Source organism: Vibrio sp. KMM 9700 (assembly GCF_058545285.1).
Genome location: NZ_CM178589.1, coordinates 471,450 through 489,877 on the forward strand (window position 1 = coordinate 471,450; position 18,428 = coordinate 489,877).

Sequence of the window (18,428 nt, forward strand, 5' to 3'; positions counted from 1 at the left end):
TTATAAGTAAGGTTTTAGCAAGTCTTTCGCTATCCATTCTTTGTTATCAAACTTATGCATACATTATTTATTGCTGATCTTCACCTTTCACCGAGTACGCCTTTGCTTAATCAAGGCTTTTTTGATTTACTCCAAAGCCAAGCTGCCACCACAGCCGACGCTGTGTATATATTGGGTGATTTATTTGAATTTTGGGGCGGTGATGATGATAACTCAGAATTTGCCAACAGCATTCGTGCAAAACTTAAAACTTTAACCGATTCAGGTGTGCCTTGTTATTTTATCTTTGGTAATCGTGACTTTTTAGTTGGCCAGAAATTCAGTAAACAGACAGGCGTTGCCCTACTTGATGAAGAAACAGTGATCGATCTTTACGGCATCCCGACTCTTATTATGCATGGGGATACCTTATGCACGGATGATCATCAGTACCTTGCTTTTCGCGAAAAAGTGCAACAAAAATGGCTACAAGTTTTATTTTTAGCTATCCCACGCTTTATTCGCCAAAAAATTATTACAAATGTCCAAAGCAAAGCGAAACAAACCAAGCAAGATAAATCTCTCTCTATTATGGATGTGAACCAAGCGGCTGTGCTTAACGTGATGCACAAGCACCAAGTCACCCAGCTTGTTCACGGTCATACGCATAGACCCAACACTCATACATATCAAGTAAAAGGTCAAACTTTAACCCGATATGTTCTAGGTGACTGGGGCTCACACGCTTATCTGCTATTTTGTGAACCAACAGGCTTCTCTGTGCAAAAGCTTGCACTCTAATGCTTGAATATTGACACTGCTTGGCTTATTTTGTTATAGAATCAAAATTTTATGAATGTTAAGGGAAAATTGTGTACAGATATCATGCCCGCCAGCCAATTGTTGATAAAGACCAACAAACAATTGCGTATGAGTTATTATTTAGAGATGGGCCGACCAATTCTTTTCCTGACATTGAAGCGGATGTTGCGACCAGCCGCCTGCTGACAAATAGTTTTTTTACTGCGCCAAGCCAGTTCAAAAATAAAGAGTACAATAACGATGACTATTTAAATTTCATTAATTTCCCTTATGAAAGCATCGTCAATGAAATCCCACTTTTGCTCCCTCCGCAAAATATTGTGATTGAGATTTTAGAAACCTGCATTCCGGATCAAAAACTTCTCAACGCGGTCAAAAAACTTCATGCCAAAGGCTATGTTTTTGCTTTAGATGATTATATCCCACATTCTGACTGGGAAGAGTTTTATCCTTATATTTCAATTATTAAATTTGATATCCATCTTGTTTCAATTGAAGAAGCTCAGCGTCAAATGCACAAACTTGCAGCCCATCAGCTGACTTTCTTAGCCGAAAAGATTGAAACCAAAGAAGAGTTTGACAAGTGCTTTGCCGCAGGTTTTACTTGGTTTCAAGGCTATTATTTTAGCCGCCCAGTCATCTATCAAAATAAATTTGAAAACCTATCTTTCCTAGCTTTATTGCGTGCTGGTCACTGTGTTGCAGATGCTAAAATTAGTCGTAAGTTTTTTGAGTATATTATCCGTCACGATATCGTTTTATCTTATCGTTTTATCCACTTTGCTCAATATATGCTCGGTAACGATGAGCCGATCACTGACTTTCAAGAAGCGATTGAAAAAATTGGCAGTGAAATGCTGCGTTTATTCTTAATACTGACGATTTTTTCGACTATTTCTGATAAAACCAGCTTACAAATTCGCACTCTTTATAATCAAGCGATTTCTCGGGCTAAGTTTTTAGAATTAATTACCCAAAATCATTTTCCCAAATTAAATGCATCGGATTCTTTTTTCATTGGCGTATATTCGTTTTTAGAGCCGATGTTAGATGCGAGTGCGCGTGATAATATCTGTCTATCTGCAGGAGCACATGCAGCGCTCGAAAACTATAAAGGCCAGTACGGTGCACTACTGCATCTGGTTGTCGCCTATGAAACTCAGCAATATGCTTTATTTGAGCAATTATGTGAAAAATTAACATTGGATAAATCCAATATTGCCAATTTATACAACCAAACCCAAGTCTGGCTCAAAGATACAGTAAAAATTGAAGACTGCTTATCCTCTGAACCATTTTGAGTTGGCGCTAAGTTATTAGCGTTTAAACACGACTCAAACCTAAATGCCTAGTTTTTAAAATTAGGCTTTTTACTTTAAATAAACCCTCAGCACTCACCAATAAGTAATCACTGGTAATCTCTTATGACTCATTCTTCATCTCAGCCATGTCCTTGTCAACAAGGCGCTTCTTATGCAACTTGCTGCCAACCCGTTCACCAAAATCCACAATCCGCGATTAAACCTGTCGCGTTGATGCAGGCTCGATACAGCGCCCATGTTTTAGGTTTGGTGGATTTTATTGTGAATACCTATCATCCTAGTTGCCATGCGAGTGAAGAGCGTGCGCAAATTGCTGAGTCTACCCAAAGCCAATGGCAAGGGCTTGAAATTGTTCAAACTTCAGACATAAAAGATAATCAAGGCTTTGTTGAATTCAAGGCCTATTTTAGCGAGGATGGCGCGCAATATTGCATGCACGAAAAGTCACGCTTTGTGTTTGAAGATGGACAATGGTTTTATATTGATGGCGAGATGCAAGCGCCAGATGCGCCAGAAGTAGAAGCTGAGCAAGAATCATTGATGCAAATGCCCGTACAGCAAATAAAAGTTGGCCGCAATGATCCTTGCCCGTGTGGCAGCGGCAAAAAGTTTAAAAAGTGCTGCGCTTAAACCTGAGTCACGGTTAAGCGCACACTTGTTTAAATTAAGCTTTTTTGGCTTTTACTGGGCGTAATAAAAACACCAGCGGAAACGCAATCAAAGACACCCACATCATTAACCGAAAGTCTTGCAGATAGCCCAAGGTTGCAGCTTGTTGATTCACTAAAGCGTCAATTGCTGCAAGCCCCTTGGTGGAGTCAAGGTTCATTTGGCCTAAATCCACCGCACGCTGCAAGGCAACACTGTGCGGCGTAATGTATTCAGAAAACACCGCATGGTTAATTTGAATGCGGTGCGCCAAGTAAGTGGTCACTACCGATATTCCGATACTACTCCCTATATTACGAATCAAACTATACAGCGAGGTCGCATCATTGCGAAACGCAGGATTAATTGTTGAAAAGGTAATAGTTGAAAGCGGTACAAAGATCAGACCTAAGCCAAGTCCTTGCACAATCCCAGACCAGATAATCTCAAACTGACTCGTGTCTAAGGTAAATTGGGTCATCACGTTGAGAGAGAACACCAGCAGCACAAGCCCTGTGCAAATTAATGCACGTAAATCCACACGTGTTGCCAAACGCCCGACTAACATCATGCCTGTCATGGTGCCAAAACCGCGTGGCGTGAGTAAAAGCCCAACATCTATGACAGGATAGCCCATCAAGGTTTGCATAAATGGCGGCAAAAGTGACATAGTGGTGAGCAAAATGACTCCGAGGATAAAGCCAAGGGTGATCCCCACAACAAAGTTTTTATCACGAAACATACTTGGCTCAAGAAATGGCTTTTTCGCGGTTAAACTGTGGACCACAAACATATAAAAGCCAAGCGCAGCTAACATGCTTTCAATGATGATTTCATAGCTGGTGAACCAGTTTTGCGACTCGCCGCGATCCAGCATCATTTGCAAACTGCCGATTGCAATCGCTAATAATCCAAAACCAAATAAGTCAAACTGACGGTCTTTATCCAGCTTGGTTTCTTTGACAAAAGTCGTGATCCCAAGCCATGCCATAAGGCCAAATGGGATATTAATATAAAACACCCAGCGCCAGTTATAATACTCTGTCAGCCAACCACCCAGTGATGGCCCAAGGATAGGCCCAACCATAACGCCGATGCCCCACATCGCCATCGCTTGCGCATGCTTTTCTTTTGGATAAGTATCGAGCAGCACTGATTGAGATAAAGGCACCAAACTTGCCCCAAAAACCCCTTGCAGCAAGCGGAACAAGATAATTTGATCAAGCGATTGCGCCGCGCCACACATCATAGATGCGAGCGTAAAGCCAATCACTGAAATCACAAATAAGCGTTTGCGCCCTATTTTGGCAGCCAAGAAACCCGTCAATGGCATACAAATTGCTGCGGCAACAATGTAAGAGGTCAAGACCCAAGAGATCTGATCTTGCGTCGCACCCATTGCCCCTTGCATATGCGGCAAGGCAACATTGGCGATTGTGGTATCCAAGGCTTGGATTATCGTTGCTAACATCACGGATAAAGTAATAAAAATCCGTTGATGTGAAACCTGCTTCGCGTCCTTTAGAGCCTGTTCGTTTTGAGTTATCTCACTCATATCTAAACTCTCTTCTCAAGGACTATAAACTCAAACCAAATAAACTGCGGTGATGCTTAGTATCGACTGTTATATCTGCGCTTAAACCGGCGCGTAATTTTGGCGCCTCTGGCTGCGGATCAATCGCAATTCTGATTGGTAAACGTTGGGTGACTTTCACCCAGTTACCGGTTGCGTTTTCTGCAGGGATCACCGAAAATTCAGCGCCGGTTGCAGGGCTCATGCTTTCCACTTTGCCTGTCCATGTATAATCGGGGGCATTGTCGATATTGATCTCAACCTCTTGCCCTACACGCACATAAGTGAGCTCTTTTTCAGTGTAGTTAGCTTCAATCCATAAGTGAGTGTCACCGACCAAGACGGTGGTAATATTTGTAGGTGAAACCAGTTGCCCGAGTTTGGCTGTTTCAGTCACCACGCCATCGGTTGGCGCTTTAATAAGGGTATGTTTTAAATTAAGCTCAGCTTGTTTAATTGCTGCAAGTGCTGCTTTATATTTTGGATGCTCGCTCACATCTGCTTTGACATCACCATTTAAAGTCGCTTCGATTTTATTTAAGTCCGCTTGGATCATTTCAATACTAATGCGGTCAATTTGGCTGCTTTGATGGGCTTTATCAAACTCAGCGGCAGACAAATAATTTTTGCTACGCATTTGTTTTTGACGCGCTTCTTCTTTTTGATGATACGCATATTCACTTTCAAGTAATTTCAGTTCTTTTAATTTGCTTTGATAGGCTGATTGTTGCGCAAATAAGTTGGCTTTCACATCTAAAAGATTGGCTTTGGCTTGCTCAAGGGCAATTTCATAACTGGCAGGATCAATTTGAAAAAGTGGATCACCTGCTTTAACGCTTTGGTTATCATCCACAAATGTTTTGACTATCTTCCCTGAAACTTCTGCGCGAATTGGCGTTTTATCAGCCTTCACATAAGCATTTTCTGTGCTCACATAACGTCCTGTTGCCAGATAAACCCCTAAACTAAGGAGAATAACTAAAAGTGGCACCACATATAAAAAGAAGCGGCGTTTAGAATTGGTTTTAGGATCTTGGCTCATTTTCTTTCTCAGTATTTAAGCAGGAAGGATAAAGAAAGTCAGTTTGGATAAAAAATACTATTTTTACTATCCAAGTGTGCAACAAATTTTAAGCCAATTGTAAGAAGATGTAAATCTATTTATTTTATTATCCAAAATAGCTAAACAGCAAAAGCTATACTCAAAATAGTTGGAATTGCAGCAAGGCAACAAGCGAGGAATCCCTAGGAACATATAAGAATATGTGACTAGGGTGACGTAGAGCAGTTAACGCCGCTGCAGTTTCAAATATGAAGAGTATAGACAATAAAAAAGGAAGCCGAAGCTCCCTTATATTATTCAATCGATAAACACTTATTTAGAATGTCTTTGTTTTAATTTATCAATCACATGCCCAAGGGAAAGATCTTGCTCTTGGAGCAACACTAGCAAGTGATAAACTAAATCCGCCGACTCACAGACTAACTCTTCCTTGTCGCCCGACGTCGCCGCAAGCGCGACTTCAAGCCCTTCTTCGCCAACTTTTTGCGAAATACGCTTGGTGCCACGGGCAAAGAGGCTGGCGGTGTAAGAGGTGTTTGCATCCGCGCCTTTACGTTCAGCCAATAGCTGTTCCAATTGATGAAGCCAAACCAGATCCGGGACATCTGCCCTCGTCTGGCTCTCTATCTCGCTCACCGCACCTGCATCAAAACAAGTGGTGGTGCCAGTGTGGCAAGTTGGCCCAATTGGATTAACGAGCACTAACAGCGTGTCTTTGTCACAGTCATAGCTAATGCGTGCAAGGTTTAGTGAATTGCCCGACTCTTCACCTTTGGTCCAAAGTCTATCTTTCGTGCGTGAATAAAAAGTGACTAAGCCTGCTTGCATGGTTTTCACCAGTGCATCTTGATTCATATAACCTAGCATCAGCACTTGGCTTGAGCGGATATCTTGCACCACTGCCGGCATCATGCCATCGACTTTCTCCCAATCAAGCTGCCCGATTAACTCATCAATCGCTGCTTTTTCATAGGTTTGCGGCGCAATTGCGCGCGGTTCAATATTGGCGCGCTCTTTTTGCTTGGTTAAGCCTTTTTTCTCTGTTTCGTGGCTCATACACGCACCTCAATCTTTTCTTGTTTGAGATAAGCTTTTAGCTCGCCGATGTTGATCACTTGCTTATGGAAAACTGAAGCTGCGAGTGCGCCATCGACATTGGTTTTTGCAAAGGCATCATAAAAGTGCACCATTTCACCTGCGCCGCCTGATGCAATCAAAGGCACCTGACAAGCTGCGCGCATGGTTTCAAGTTGTTTTAGGTCATAGCCTTGACGCACGCCATCTTGGTTCATCATGTTGAGTACGATTTCACCTGCGCCGCGTGATTGAACTTCTTTAATCCAATCAATGGTTTGCCATTTAGTTGCTTGGGTGCGCGTTTCATCACCTGTGTATTGATAAACTTGGTATTTACCTGTGTCTTTATCAAAATAAGAGTCAATCCCGACCACAATACATTGCACGCCAAACTTATCTGCCAGTTCGTTGATCAGCTCAGGATGCGCCAATGCTGGCGAGTTAATCGAGACTTTATCTGCGCCATATTGCAATATTTTTGCTGCGTCATTCGCTGTTTTGATCCCGCCTGCTACGCAAAATGGAATATCAATCACTTCTGCCACGCGCGCAACCCAGCTTTTATCGACCACACGGCCATCACTTGAGGCAGTGATATCATAAAAAACTAGCTCATCTGCGCCTTCTTCTGCGTAACGTTTAGCCAGTGGAACAATGTCGCCAATGATTTCGTGGTTGCGAAATTGCACCCCTTTAACCACTTGCCCATCACGAACATCTAAACAAGGGATTATGCGTTTTGCCAACATGCGAATGCCTCCTTGGCGCTAAATTTGCCATCTAATAATGCGCGTCCAACAATCACGCCAGCAACGCCAGTGTCTTTTAATGCTGCGATGTCATCTAATGAGCCAATGCCGCCTGAAGATTGGAAATCCACTTGTGGATATAGCGTGCACAGGTCGCGATAAAGCTCAACATTTGAGCCTTGTAGCGTGCCATCACGGGAAATATCTGTGCATAGCACATGTTTTAGACCAACGGTGAGGTAGTCGTCGATAAGGGCTTCAATGGTCACGCCTGAGTCTTCTTGCCAGCCTGAAATCGCAACCTTGCGCACGCCGTTTTCATCAATGTTAATGTCTAGTGCAAGAACGAATTTTTCTGCGCCATAGCGTTCAAACCAAGTTTTGACCATCTCTGGTGATTTCACCGCGGTTGAGCCAATCACCACACGTTGCGCACCGGCTTGCAACAGTGAAGCGACGTCTTCTTCGGTGCGTACACCGCCACCAATTTGGATATTTGCGCTGGTGCTGTGTAGTAGCTCTGAGATTAAATCAAGTTGGCGTTTGCTGGTGTCTTTGGCGCCGGTTAAATCAACAAGGTGAAGCCAAGTCGCGCCGGCTTCTTGATAAGCTTGAAATTGCTCTGCTGGGTTGATTTTGTATTCGGTTTTTTGTCCGTAATCCCCTTGATATAGGCGCACGACTTGGCCTTCAATGAGATCTAATGCTGGGATGATCATTATTTGTCCTTAATAATTTTGTATCTGACTTAAGTTTTGAGTAAACAATTAACTATGTTTATATCAAAATCTTGAGCCGCATAGCCATCTGGCATAGGTTCCAAAAAAGGCGCCGCGCTATCCATGCGCTTGAAAACGACGTCCCTGTCGTTTTAACTTTTTTTCCACCTATTGCCAGATCCCTATGTTGAAGTTCTTTATTCGCTATAAATTTCAAAAAAAACTTATAAATTCAAAAAGTTTTCAATTAATTTCGCACCCACTTTACTTGAACGCTCAGGGTGAAATTGCACGCCATAGAAATTACCCACTTGGATCGCAGCGCTAAAGCCTTGTCCGTAGGTGGTTTGACCAATAGTGTAATCCCCTGCTGGAATGCCATAGCTATGCACAAAATAGAAATAACTGTCTTCTGCAATGCCGTTAAATAGCGGGTGATTGTCGATAACTTTTACCGTATTCCAACCCATGTGAGGCAGTGGCAAGCCTTTGGTATCAAGTTTTAAAACATGTGCATCACAAATGCCTAAACATGGCACATTACTCGTTTTGCCTTGAATGTTTTCTTCTGAAAGCTCAGCAAGAAGTTGCATCCCAAGGCAGATCCCAAGGATCGGTTGTTTGACTTCTTTGATCAATGCAATCAGGTTGCGATCATCAAGGTTTTTCATTGCTTCACTTGCAGTGCCAACACCGGGTAAGAAAAGCTTATCTGCGCTTAGGATATCCGCTCTGTCATCTGTGACTTGAACAGCGTAACCGAGTCTTTCAATCGCAAAACGTACAGATGACACATTGGCGCAACCTGTATCGATAATGACAACTTTGGTTTGTTTGGCATCCATTTACAACACCCCTTTACTACTTGGTAGCTCATCCCCTTGCACACTGATTGCTTGACGCAGCGTGCGACCAAAGGCTTTAAATAGGCTTTCAATGATGTGGTGATCATTCTCACCAGCACTTGATAAGTGTAGCGTGCAAGCTAATGTATCTGTGAGTGAACGGAAGAAGTGCTCAACCATTTCTGTCGACAGTTCACCGACTTGCTCGCGCTTAAATTCTGCGTCAAATTTAAGGAAAGGACGACCAGATAAATCCAGCGCACATTGAGCTAAGCACTCATCCATTGGCAAGCTAAAGCCAAAACGACCAATGCCGCGTTTATCGCCGAGTGCTTCTTTTAGTGCTTGACCGAGCGCCAATGCGGTATCTTCAATGCTGTGGTGATCATCAATGTGCAAGTCGCCATCGACCTTAACTTGCATTTGAAAACCGCCGTGAGTTGCGATCTGATCAAGCATGTGATCAAAAAAGCCCATCCCAGTGTGGATTTGGTTGCCACCAGTTTGATCAAGATTAACTTTGATATTGATGTCGGTTTCTTTGGTGGTGCGGGTGACACTTGCAATGCGCGGGGAAGTGGTGAGATCAGCCACAATTTGCGGCCAGTTTAAGGCATCTTCTTGGGCTGCATCTGGGTTATATAAAATACCGCGAATCGCCATGTTTTCAGCAAGTTGTAAGTCCGTTGGACGGTCTCCAATGACAACAGATTGTTTGAAATCAACCTTGCCTTGTTGTAGATAATCTTTAACCATGCCAAGTTTTGGTTTACGGCAGCTGCAGTTATCTTCTTCAAAGTGTGGGCAAATCAAGACATCATCAAATTTCACGCCTTGTGATTCAAAGATCTCCATCATCATTTGATGCGGCGCTTCAAAATCTTGGGTCGGATAGCTATCTGTGCCAAGGCCATCTTGGTTGGTGACCATGACCAAACGATACCCTGCATCTTGCAGTTTTAAAAGTGATGGGATCACTTGTGGTTCGAGTTTTAGTTTGTCTAGGCGGTCTACTTGGAAGTCTTCTGGCGGCTCAACAATTAAGGTTCCGTCTCTGTCTATAAATAAAATTTTCTGGCTCACAATGCTATCCTTTTGCATGTTTAATTTTTAATTTCTTTTTAGCTTAGGGGTATTTATATCGACTACGCAAAACCGCTGCAAGCCATCCATGGGCGCTATACGTCGCACATCCATGTGCGCCGACATTTTTGCTGCGCAGATACAAACACCCCCAAGCTTATCAATATCAATTCACAAATTAACTCAGTAACTCTCTAATAAAGCTCAGGGTTTTTTCACACTCATCGCGAGAGCCAATCGAGATACGAATACAATTATCAATCGGACTACGGCGTAAAATCATGCCATTATCCCAAGTTTTAGAAAAAACAAGATCCGCATCAGCAAACTTAATCAGTAAATAGTTACCCCAAGATTCAAATACCTTCACACCATCCAGCATAGACAAACCCGCAGCTAAATAAGCACGATTTGCCGCAAGCTCTAACACTTGATACTTCATGCGCGCAACGCCCGCTTCACTTAACGCTTGCAGCGCAATATCTTCCACCGGCACAGGCACAGGATATGGCGCAATCACCTTAAGTAAAGTTTCAATCACTTCAGGGTTGGCAAGACCAAACCCGCAGCGCAGGCCAGCAAGCGCAAAGGCTTTTGACAAGGTGCGTAAAATCACTAGGTTTGAATATTTATCAAGCAGCGCAACCGTTGAGGCTTCTGGGCAAAAATCAATATAAGCTTCATCAACCACAACTAAGGCTTGCTCTTGCGTTTTTTCAAGCAGCGCAACGATGTCATCTTGGTTAATTAAGTTACCCGTTGGGTTATTTGGGCTACATACAAAACAGATTTTAACCCCATCCAGATTTTGATAAATCGCATCTAAATCAAGTTGCCAATCAGAAGTTAGTGGGATAACTTTTTGCGCAATATCAAAAGTTTGTGCGCTAATTGCATACATACCATACGTTGGCGGGCAATATAAAATACTATCTTGGTTGGGCTCACAGAATGCGCGAATTAAAAGCTCAATCACTTCATCGGCGCCGCGTGAGGTTAAGACTTGCTCTGGACGCACGCCAGCATACTTGGCATAAGCTTCAATCATAGCGTCTGGTTGGCAAGTGCTATAACGATTAAGCTTATTGGCTGCAATTTCATATTGATTATCGAATGGAGATTCATTGGCGTTAAGCCATACATCACCGCTGCCGCCAAGACGTCGTGCTGACTGGTAAGGGGTTAAATCTTGGACTGTTTGTCTAGCTAATTTTTTCATGCTTCATCCTTTCATATAGCATGAAATGCTTTATATCGTCGATGTAAAGGCGGTGATACAAAACATTCCATGCTAATAAGCACATCAATTCCAATAAATTATTGAGTCTTTTTTAACTCATCCAAACGAATACTCACCGCGCGCTTATGTGCATCCAAACCTTCAGCGTCAGCAATCGTCATAACACTTGGACCAAGATCAAGCAAACCTTGCGGCGTTAACTCTTGCACTGTCATGCGCTTACAAAAATCAGCCAGACCTAAGCTTGAATAAGTTTTGGTATAACCATAAGTTGGCAAGACGTGGTTAGTGCCCGATGCATAATCACCGACAGATTCAGGAGACCATTTACCAAGGAAAATCGAGCCAGCATTATCTAAAATTGGCAGCAATTCACGTGGGTTTTGGGTTTGCACAATCAAGTGCTCAGGACCATAGTCATTGGAGATTTGAATACACTCAGTCATAGATTTAGTCAACACAATCAAGCTTGAGCCCAACGCCTTTTGCGCTATATCTTCACGCGAAAGTTGCTTTAACTGCACTTGCACTTCATGCGCAACGCGATCCGCAATCATAGGCGATGGCGTTAGCAGCACAACTTGTGAATCAGGACCGTGCTCAGCTTGGCTAAGTAAATCCGCAGCAATAAATGATGGCTCCGCCGTTTCATCAGCAATCACAAGCACTTCAGAAGGCCCTGCTGGCATGTCAATTGCTGCGCCGCCGTGATTTTGACTCACTTGTTGTTTTGCTTCGGTGACAAAAGCATTGCCAGGGCCAAAAATTTTATCAACTTTGGTGACGCTTTGTGTGCCGTAAGCCATCGCCGCAACGGCTTGTGCGCCGCCAACTTGATACACTTCATCAACGCCACATAATTGCGCAGCATATAAAATTTCATCAGCAATTGGCGGAGGTGAGCAAAGCACAACTTTACGGCAACCGGCAATTTGCGCGGGGATCGCAAGCATTAAAACCGTTGATGGCAATGGCGCGCTGCCACCAGGAATATACAAACCAACTTTATTGATTGGGCGCGTGACAAGCTCACAGGTGACGCCTTCTTGAGTTTGCACAGATAAAGGCTGCATTTTTTGCGCTTGGTGGAATTTAGTAATATTTTGGTGCGCCACCGTCAGCGCAGCTTTAATCTCACTGCCAAGGCGTGAACATGCGGCATCAATTTGCGCTTGGTCAATCACCACAGAGTCGATTTGCTTTTTATCTAACTCTGCCGCATAGCTGATTAATGCTTCATCGCCTTGCGCTTTCACATTGGTAATGATTTTTGAAACGATCTCACGGATAGAGTCGCCCGCATTCACTGCAGGACGCGCCAAAACGCTTCGCTGTTGCGCCTCGCTTAAAGATTCCCATACAACACTACGCATCGCCTTACTCCATCATTTTTTCAATTGGTAGAACAAGAATAGAACTTGCGCCAAGAGCTTTTAGCGCTTCCATGGTTTCCCAGAATAATGTTTCGCTACTTACTAAGTGAACAGCAACGCGGTTTTTCTCGCTAGATAGCGGCAATACAGTTGGATCTTCTGCGCCTGGTAGCAAGTCTTTAATCGCTTCAAGTTTATCTGTTGGCGCGTGCAGCATGATGTATTTGGATTCTTTGGCTTGTTGCACGCCTTGCATACGAGTGAGCAGCTTATCAATCAGTTTATTTTGCTCATCTGTTAGCATGCCTTCACGTTGGATAAGGGTTGCTTTAGATTGGAAAATAACTTCTACTTCTTTCAGGCCATTGGCTTCAAGGGTTGCACCGGTTGAAACTAAGTCAGCAATTGCATCGGCAAGCCCTGCACGTGGCGCGACTTCAACACTACCCGTTAGCACACAAGTTGAAAACTCAACGCCTTGCTCATCCATATAAGCTTTTAATAGGTGCGGATAAGTCGATGCGATACGCTTGCCGCGTAAGTCTTCTACGCCTTTGTATTCCAAATCTTTGTCGATTGCAATGGAGAGACGGCAACCACCAAAATCTAAACGACGTAGCGGTTTAAAGCCATAAGCTAAACCTTGTGATTTACGATCAAGGCGCACTTCTTCAAGTTCATTTTCACCAATAAAACCAAGGTCTACCACACCGTCCATAATGAGGCCAGGGATGTCGTCATCGCGCACGAGTAATAAATCAACTGGCATGTTTTCACTGTGCACCACAAGACGCTCACCGGTTAGGTTAAACTTCATGCCGCATTGTTTTAAAATCGCTTGGCATTCTTTGCTTAAACGGCCTTTTTTCTGAATGGCAATGCGTAGTCTTTGTGTAGTCATCTTGATTCCTTTCCCAAGTCTTTTTATTAATTAAATGTTGTTTTAAATCTTATTGCTATAAATCTCAACAGAATGCTTGTTTTTTAAACGCTATATATAGAAAAACCCCCGAAAGTATATGCTTCCGGGGGTCTAAAAAACTTTTTATGCCGGAAGCTTAACTCTCTTCCGGATGCGCACAGCCACTCACCCGCAAGATATTATCGGATGATGATGGTGATGGATGTTAATCAATGTACGCATATAAAACTTAGTCTCTGTTGTCATTTACTTTAAATGGTGTGCCATATGCACTTTCTAATTTTGAAACTGCCAAAATATCCTTTCAGGCTTGCTCTGGCTTAACTTCACATTAACCAAGCTAACATCAAATTTCAAGCTAAATTTTCAAGAAAAGTGCTATTTCAAGAATTATTTTTAGCTTGCTAACTAAATCTAAGCCAAAAAAAGGGAAGCACACTGGCCTCCCCTTTCAGCTAAACGATTTTAACGCTTAAATTACTATGCAGCTTTTTGCATTTTTGACTTCGACATCATGTTCATCACAAAACAAACCACAACAAAGCTTACCACTGCAACACCCATGCCGATTGCAAGCGAGCCGCTCATACCAAGTGCGATGTAACCACAAATAGAGACAAGCGCCACAGCAAGTGCATACGGCAGCTGCGTCGAGACGTGGTCAATATGGTGACACTTCGCACCGGTTGATGACAAAATAGTTGTATCTGAAATTGGTGAACAGTGATCGCCAAATACAGAGCCTGCCAACACAGCGCCAAGCATAGGCATAATCAATGCAAGATCTGTTGCGCCCGCCATATCTCCTGCAATAGGGAGCATGATGCCAAAGGTACCCCAAGACGTACCCGTTGAGAACGCCATAATGCCAGATAAGATAAATAGCAATGCAGGTAGCCAATGGTAGTTAATGTTTCCTTCAACTAAAGAAGAAAGGTAAGCTCCGGTTTGCATATCGCTGATCACAGAACCAATGGTCCAAGCAAAGACTAAGATTAGAATTGCGCCAAACATTGATTTTGCGCCAATCCATAATGTTTTACCAATGTCTGATAGCGGAAGTTTTTGCTTAAATACAGTAAAGAGTGCTAATGCAAGACCTACAAGGCCACCATAGCAAAGTGAAGAACCTACATCTGTGTTTTCAAATGCGGAGAAGATTGTCACTTCCACATCGGCAGCTTTTGCCGCTTCTGCGCCAGAAATAAGCAGCGCAGCAACGGTTGCAATAATCAAACCAACGATAGGTAAAATCAGATCCGAAACTTTACCCTTTTGGCTTTGCTCAATATCAGACTCTTCATGTAAATCACCTAAATCGTCATCTTCAAAGCCCATGCCTTGGCTTGCTTCGATTTCATGTTTACGCATTGGGCCGATATCCATTTGGAAAATCACCATCGCAAACACCATTAATAAAGCAAAGATGGCATAAAAGTTCATCGGAATTAACGCAATGTATGCACCAAGCGGTGAATATTCGGTTAAACCATGAGAAACTAAAATACCGCTGATAACCGTCATGATATATGCGCCCCAACTTGATGCTGGCATTAATACACACATCGGCGCTGCTGTTGAATCAAGAATATAAGCAAGTTTTGCGCGTGATACATAATATCTATCTGTGACCGGACGCGCGATCGAACCCACAGCTAAACTATTGAAGTAATCATCAATAAAAATAAACACACCTAAGAAGGCTGCGAGTAATTTTGCGCCACGTTTCGTTTTGATGCGTTTTTGCGCCCAGTTAGCAAATGCAAAAGTGCCACCAGAAAGCGTGAGCAAAGCCGTCATCATGCCCAGTAAAATTAAGAAACCAACAATGCTCATATTCCAAGCATTAATCGCGCCATCTTCAACAAATACCGCAAATACTTTACTTGATACATAAGAAACAGTATTCGATAACGAAAAATCAGCTAAAAGTAAACCACCAAGGACAACCCCTAAGCCAAGCGATAATAAGACGCGACGCGTTACAATAGCGAGGGTCAGTGCGAGTGCAGCTGGAAACAAAGAGTAATAAGATGTAGAAAAATCGACTAAATTCATGATCGTCAAAACCAAATTTGGTAAGAGATCTACTGTATGAAAAGCAAGTTGGCAAATGCCGAAAAGAAGGTTTCATGCATAAATAAAACATTACCGCTTATTTATGCTTACAGTAGCGCTCCATAGTAAAAAACTAGATAACTTAGTATATATCCGAAATAACAGATAGACAGGTTATCGACTATGGCAGTGTTACACTTATTCAATGTAACCCCAGCAAGCACATTTGATACTGTGGTATGCTTCGGCGAAGTTTCCTTTTATTTATGGTCATCGGCATCACCCTCACATAAACGACTCTTAAACTCCGCACCTCTACACTTCATCCAAACACATATAGCGTTTGAGCAAAGTTGGGCACATTGTAGTGATGAAATTCAAAATAACAAGCCTCACGTGGACCTTTTGCTCGTTTTTTATGCGCTTGTAAATAAAAACCCATCAGAGCGTGCAAAAAAACGTCAAATCGCCCCCTTTCGCCCCTGCGATCCGATGACTAATGATTAAACTGGGCTTAAAATAATACATATGGCATTTAATATATAAATAAAACGACTAATACTTTTGCTTGAAAGCTATATATACCAAAAACCTAAGTATTTATACTCCTCCGCGTGCTTATGTATGATATAAAGATGCGAATGAAAACAATTGCTAACAAAGCTAAATTGTTATCTAAACGTTTACACTCTGATAATTTTTAAACTTTTAAAGCTAAGTGCTGTCTGCTTAAATTGATTACCTAGCTTGCGTAACAATTAATCTTTTATTGCTATACCTATAATTACTTATATATTTGTTATGGTTATTTAAACTTAAGTCATATTTTAACAAAATTGGGTATTAATTGTTAAAATAATCAATTTATAGAATATTAAGCTTGCATTATTATTTTCATTAAAGCTATTATTAACCCAACAGAGCATGACACAAATATAATATTCCGAGGAATTAAAATGTCTGAGATTAAAAAAGCAACACTACTAAACATCCGTAGCCTACGTGTATTGGCACGCGAAGAGTTTACTTTTGAAGAGCTTGAAGAACTTCAAGGCAAATTAAGCACAGTGATTGAAGAGCGTCGTGCAGAAGCTGAAAAAGAAGCAGCAGAAGCAGCCGAGCGTGAAGCAAAACTTGCTGAATATGCAAAGAAAATTGCTGAAGATGGAATCGATCTTGAAGATTTAGTTGCAGCGCTTAGCGGTACTGAAACTAAAACTAAAACACGTAAGAAACGTCAACCACGTCCAGCTAAATATGCATATATGCTAAATGGTGAGCGTAAAACTTGGACTGGTCAAGGTCGTACACCTTCTGTTATCCAAGAAGCATTAGATAAAGGTCAATCTCTAAATGATTTCCTAATCTAATCCAAGAAAGCCAAAAAAAGGTTGCAGCTAATTTAGCCTGCAACCTTTTTTTTGTCTCTTATTTAGTAAATCTGCATTTAAAAATTATAAGTCCAAAGAAAAAGCGCACTGGGCGCCCTCTCCTTATTGCTTACTTATCTTTCCCAATATGCTTCTTCTAAACTATCTTCGCGCTCAGGTAATCCGCGTGATAAACGAGGCGAGTATTGCGATAAAAGCTGATAACTCACTCGGTTTGAATATTTACACACTTGTGATAATGACGAATAAGTTAAAAATGAATGCTTATGTTTACTTGAGTTAGGCACATTCCATTTATGGTATTTATTGGCCGCCATATCGTGAAGTAATGCAGATAAAGCACCATCACCAGCACCGTTGGTATTTTTAATTTTTTCGGGGCCGCCCATATATGGCGCAATATGTGAATAAATTTTTGTTGGCGTTTTACACGTACGGCCTAAACACGGGCGACTAAATTCATATTGATTAAATTCACCAATCGCACCTGGTAGTAATGGCAGACTCGTTTGACGTTTTGCGCTGTCTTCTGTGTAGCCCGACATATAAAGACCAATTGGGCCAGCGGTACAAAGGACTAAGTCAACCCAATCCAATGCTTTATCAGAGGCAAGGAGTGGATCAACTTCACCAGTTAAAGCTTCTGCTTCTTCTTCATTCATCGCAAGAACCGTGACATGTTCTTTTAAGAAGTCTTTCCAGTATTCAGGATCATCTTGAATCACATATTTTGTGCCAAGCGTTAAGACAACTGGCACATCATATTTTTTGGCATATTCAATCGCGCGCATAGTTGCATCTGGCATCGGGTCGCCTTCTTTACAACGCACTAAATAAGCGGTTAAAACTAATGCTGAGGCATCTTCAAAGATTTCTTCAGGGATCGCTTCGGGTGAAAGCTGGTTCATTAACCCTTCGCTGATTGCAAAGGTACGCTCGCCATCTTCACTAATTAACGTAAAGCAGCGACCAATTGCGCCATCTACACCTTGTAAATGGTTAAGATCCATGCGGCTTGAAGTATTGCAGAGATATTGATAGCCATAGCTACCAATTTGGATATTTTTACTCATCACGCCAAGCAAAATAGAAGTATCATCAGCAAGCACAGAGTAATTGTGTAAAGTATTACCGATTGTACCACCTGCAAATTCACCTGTGATCAACTCTTTTTGCTTAAGTTCTTGATATAAGGTTTCAGCTTTTTCTTCGTCAATAACTAATGAGTGGCCCTTACTCAACTGATATTTTTCAATAAAATCTTGGTCAACATGCGCTTCAATATCAACTAAGGTCTGATCAATTCCTATGATATGAGTTTTAGCGATTCCTTGCTTTTCTTGTGCCTGCACCACGAGCGGATCGCGCGCATCAACAGGAAAATAGTGTTTGGATTTACGTTGACCGGGAAATTTCATATGCGTTATCTGTATAGTTAGTGACTTTATGAGAGATTTGTCACAATTTTAACTTGTTCTTGAAATATGAACAATAAAAAAAAGCACTGACCTTTCGATCAGTGCAAAAAAGAAAATTAGGAATTAAATTTTTGAATAAAAGTTAA

General features: G+C 42.1%; 16 protein-coding genes, 1 riboswitch and 1 other annotated feature. Of the genes, 4 read left to right on the top strand and 12 right to left on the bottom strand.

Features of this window, described 5'->3' with window-relative positions; genetic code table 11:
- The first annotated feature begins 54 nt into the window (after positions 1–54).
- The 3 genes from lpxH (at position 55) to AC2VOY_RS02150 (ending at position 2,753) form a co-directional block, all read left to right on the top strand.
- On the top strand, positions 55–780 hold the full coding sequence (gene lpxH, locus AC2VOY_RS02140; RefSeq protein ID WP_491831996.1) for a UDP-2,3-diacylglucosamine diphosphatase: 726 nt from the start codon (positions 55–57) through the stop codon (positions 778–780).
- 71 nt (positions 781–851) lie between these two features.
- Positions 852–2,102: an EAL and HDOD domain-containing protein gene (locus AC2VOY_RS02145; protein WP_491831997.1), complete on the top strand. Its 1,251-nt coding sequence runs from the start codon at positions 852–854 to the stop codon at positions 2,100–2,102.
- A 123-nt stretch (positions 2,103–2,225) separates the two neighbouring features.
- Positions 2,226–2,753 (top strand): YchJ family metal-binding protein, encoded by a 528-nt coding sequence (locus tag AC2VOY_RS02150; protein ID WP_491831998.1) that lies wholly within the window; start codon positions 2,226–2,228, stop codon positions 2,751–2,753.
- Between the two features lie 34 nt (positions 2,754–2,787).
- On the opposite strand, the gene AC2VOY_RS02155 is transcribed toward AC2VOY_RS02150, so the two are convergent.
- The 11 genes from AC2VOY_RS02155 to AC2VOY_RS02205 form a co-directional block, all read right to left on the bottom strand.
- Entirely contained in the window at positions 2,788–4,326 is a 1,539-nt protein-coding gene (locus tag AC2VOY_RS02155; protein WP_491831999.1) for a DHA2 family efflux MFS transporter permease subunit, read from the bottom strand.
- 22 nt (positions 4,327–4,348) lie between these two features.
- Complete coding sequence (locus AC2VOY_RS02160; protein ID WP_491832000.1) at positions 4,349–5,386, bottom strand: HlyD family secretion protein; 1,038 nt, start codon at positions 5,384–5,386, stop codon at positions 4,349–4,351.
- Between the two features lie 333 nt (positions 5,387–5,719).
- Complete coding sequence (hisIE, locus tag AC2VOY_RS02165; protein ID WP_491832001.1) at positions 5,720–6,463, bottom strand: bifunctional phosphoribosyl-AMP cyclohydrolase/phosphoribosyl-ATP diphosphatase HisIE; 744 nt, start codon at positions 6,461–6,463, stop codon at positions 5,720–5,722.
- Positions 6,460–7,233, bottom strand: coding sequence for an imidazole glycerol phosphate synthase subunit HisF (gene hisF / locus AC2VOY_RS02170; protein ID WP_491832002.1), 774 nt, complete (start codon positions 7,231–7,233; stop codon positions 6,460–6,462). The genes hisIE and hisF overlap by 4 nt, the downstream gene beginning before the upstream one ends.
- The gene (hisA, locus tag AC2VOY_RS02175; protein ID WP_491832003.1) at positions 7,215–7,952 is read right to left on the bottom strand and encodes a 1-(5-phosphoribosyl)-5-[(5-phosphoribosylamino)methylideneamino]imidazole-4-carboxamide isomerase; all 738 of its coding nucleotides are present in this window, start codon (positions 7,950–7,952) and stop codon (positions 7,215–7,217) included. The genes hisF and hisA overlap by 19 nt, the downstream gene beginning before the upstream one ends.
- 224 nt (positions 7,953–8,176) lie before the next feature.
- Positions 8,177–8,797, bottom strand: coding sequence for an imidazole glycerol phosphate synthase subunit HisH (hisH, locus tag AC2VOY_RS02180; RefSeq protein ID WP_491832004.1), 621 nt, complete (start codon positions 8,795–8,797; stop codon positions 8,177–8,179).
- Positions 8,798–9,898, bottom strand: coding sequence for a bifunctional histidinol-phosphatase/imidazoleglycerol-phosphate dehydratase HisB (hisB, locus tag AC2VOY_RS02185; RefSeq protein WP_491832005.1), 1,101 nt, complete (start codon positions 9,896–9,898; stop codon positions 8,798–8,800).
- Between the two features lie 160 nt (positions 9,899–10,058).
- The gene (hisC, locus tag AC2VOY_RS02190; RefSeq protein WP_491832006.1) at positions 10,059–11,099 is read right to left on the bottom strand and encodes a histidinol-phosphate transaminase; all 1,041 of its coding nucleotides are present in this window, start codon (positions 11,097–11,099) and stop codon (positions 10,059–10,061) included.
- A gap of 98 nt (positions 11,100–11,197) precedes the next feature.
- A complete protein-coding gene (hisD, locus tag AC2VOY_RS02195) occupies positions 11,198–12,493 on the bottom strand; it encodes a histidinol dehydrogenase (RefSeq protein ID WP_491832007.1) in 1,296 nt (431 codons plus the stop codon).
- A 4-nt stretch (positions 12,494–12,497) separates the two neighbouring features.
- The gene (hisG, locus tag AC2VOY_RS02200) at positions 12,498–13,394 is read right to left on the bottom strand and encodes an ATP phosphoribosyltransferase (RefSeq protein ID WP_491832008.1); all 897 of its coding nucleotides are present in this window, start codon (positions 13,392–13,394) and stop codon (positions 12,498–12,500) included.
- 96 nt (positions 13,395–13,490) lie between these two features.
- Positions 13,491–13,617 (bottom strand) — a sequence feature (His leader region).
- 278 nt (positions 13,618–13,895) lie between these two features.
- Positions 13,896–15,473 carry a Na+/H+ antiporter NhaC family protein gene (locus AC2VOY_RS02205; RefSeq protein ID WP_491832009.1) on the bottom strand — a complete coding sequence of 526 codons (1,578 nt, stop codon included), beginning with the start codon at positions 15,471–15,473 and terminating at the stop codon, positions 13,896–13,898.
- Positions 15,474–15,578: 105 nt separating this feature from the next.
- Positions 15,579–15,799: riboswitch (Lysine riboswitch) on the bottom strand.
- Between the two features lie 630 nt (positions 15,800–16,429).
- Between AC2VOY_RS02205 and AC2VOY_RS02210 the strand changes: the two genes are divergently transcribed.
- Entirely contained in the window at positions 16,430–16,843 is a 414-nt protein-coding gene (locus tag AC2VOY_RS02210) for an H-NS family histone-like protein (RefSeq protein WP_491832010.1), read from the top strand.
- Between the two features lie 134 nt (positions 16,844–16,977).
- Here the strand turns inward: AC2VOY_RS02210 and AC2VOY_RS02215 are convergent, their stop codons facing one another.
- Positions 16,978–18,282 carry an inosine/guanosine kinase gene (locus AC2VOY_RS02215; RefSeq protein WP_491832011.1) on the bottom strand — a complete coding sequence of 435 codons (1,305 nt, stop codon included), beginning with the start codon at positions 18,280–18,282 and terminating at the stop codon, positions 16,978–16,980.
- Positions 18,283–18,428 lie beyond the last annotated feature (146 nt).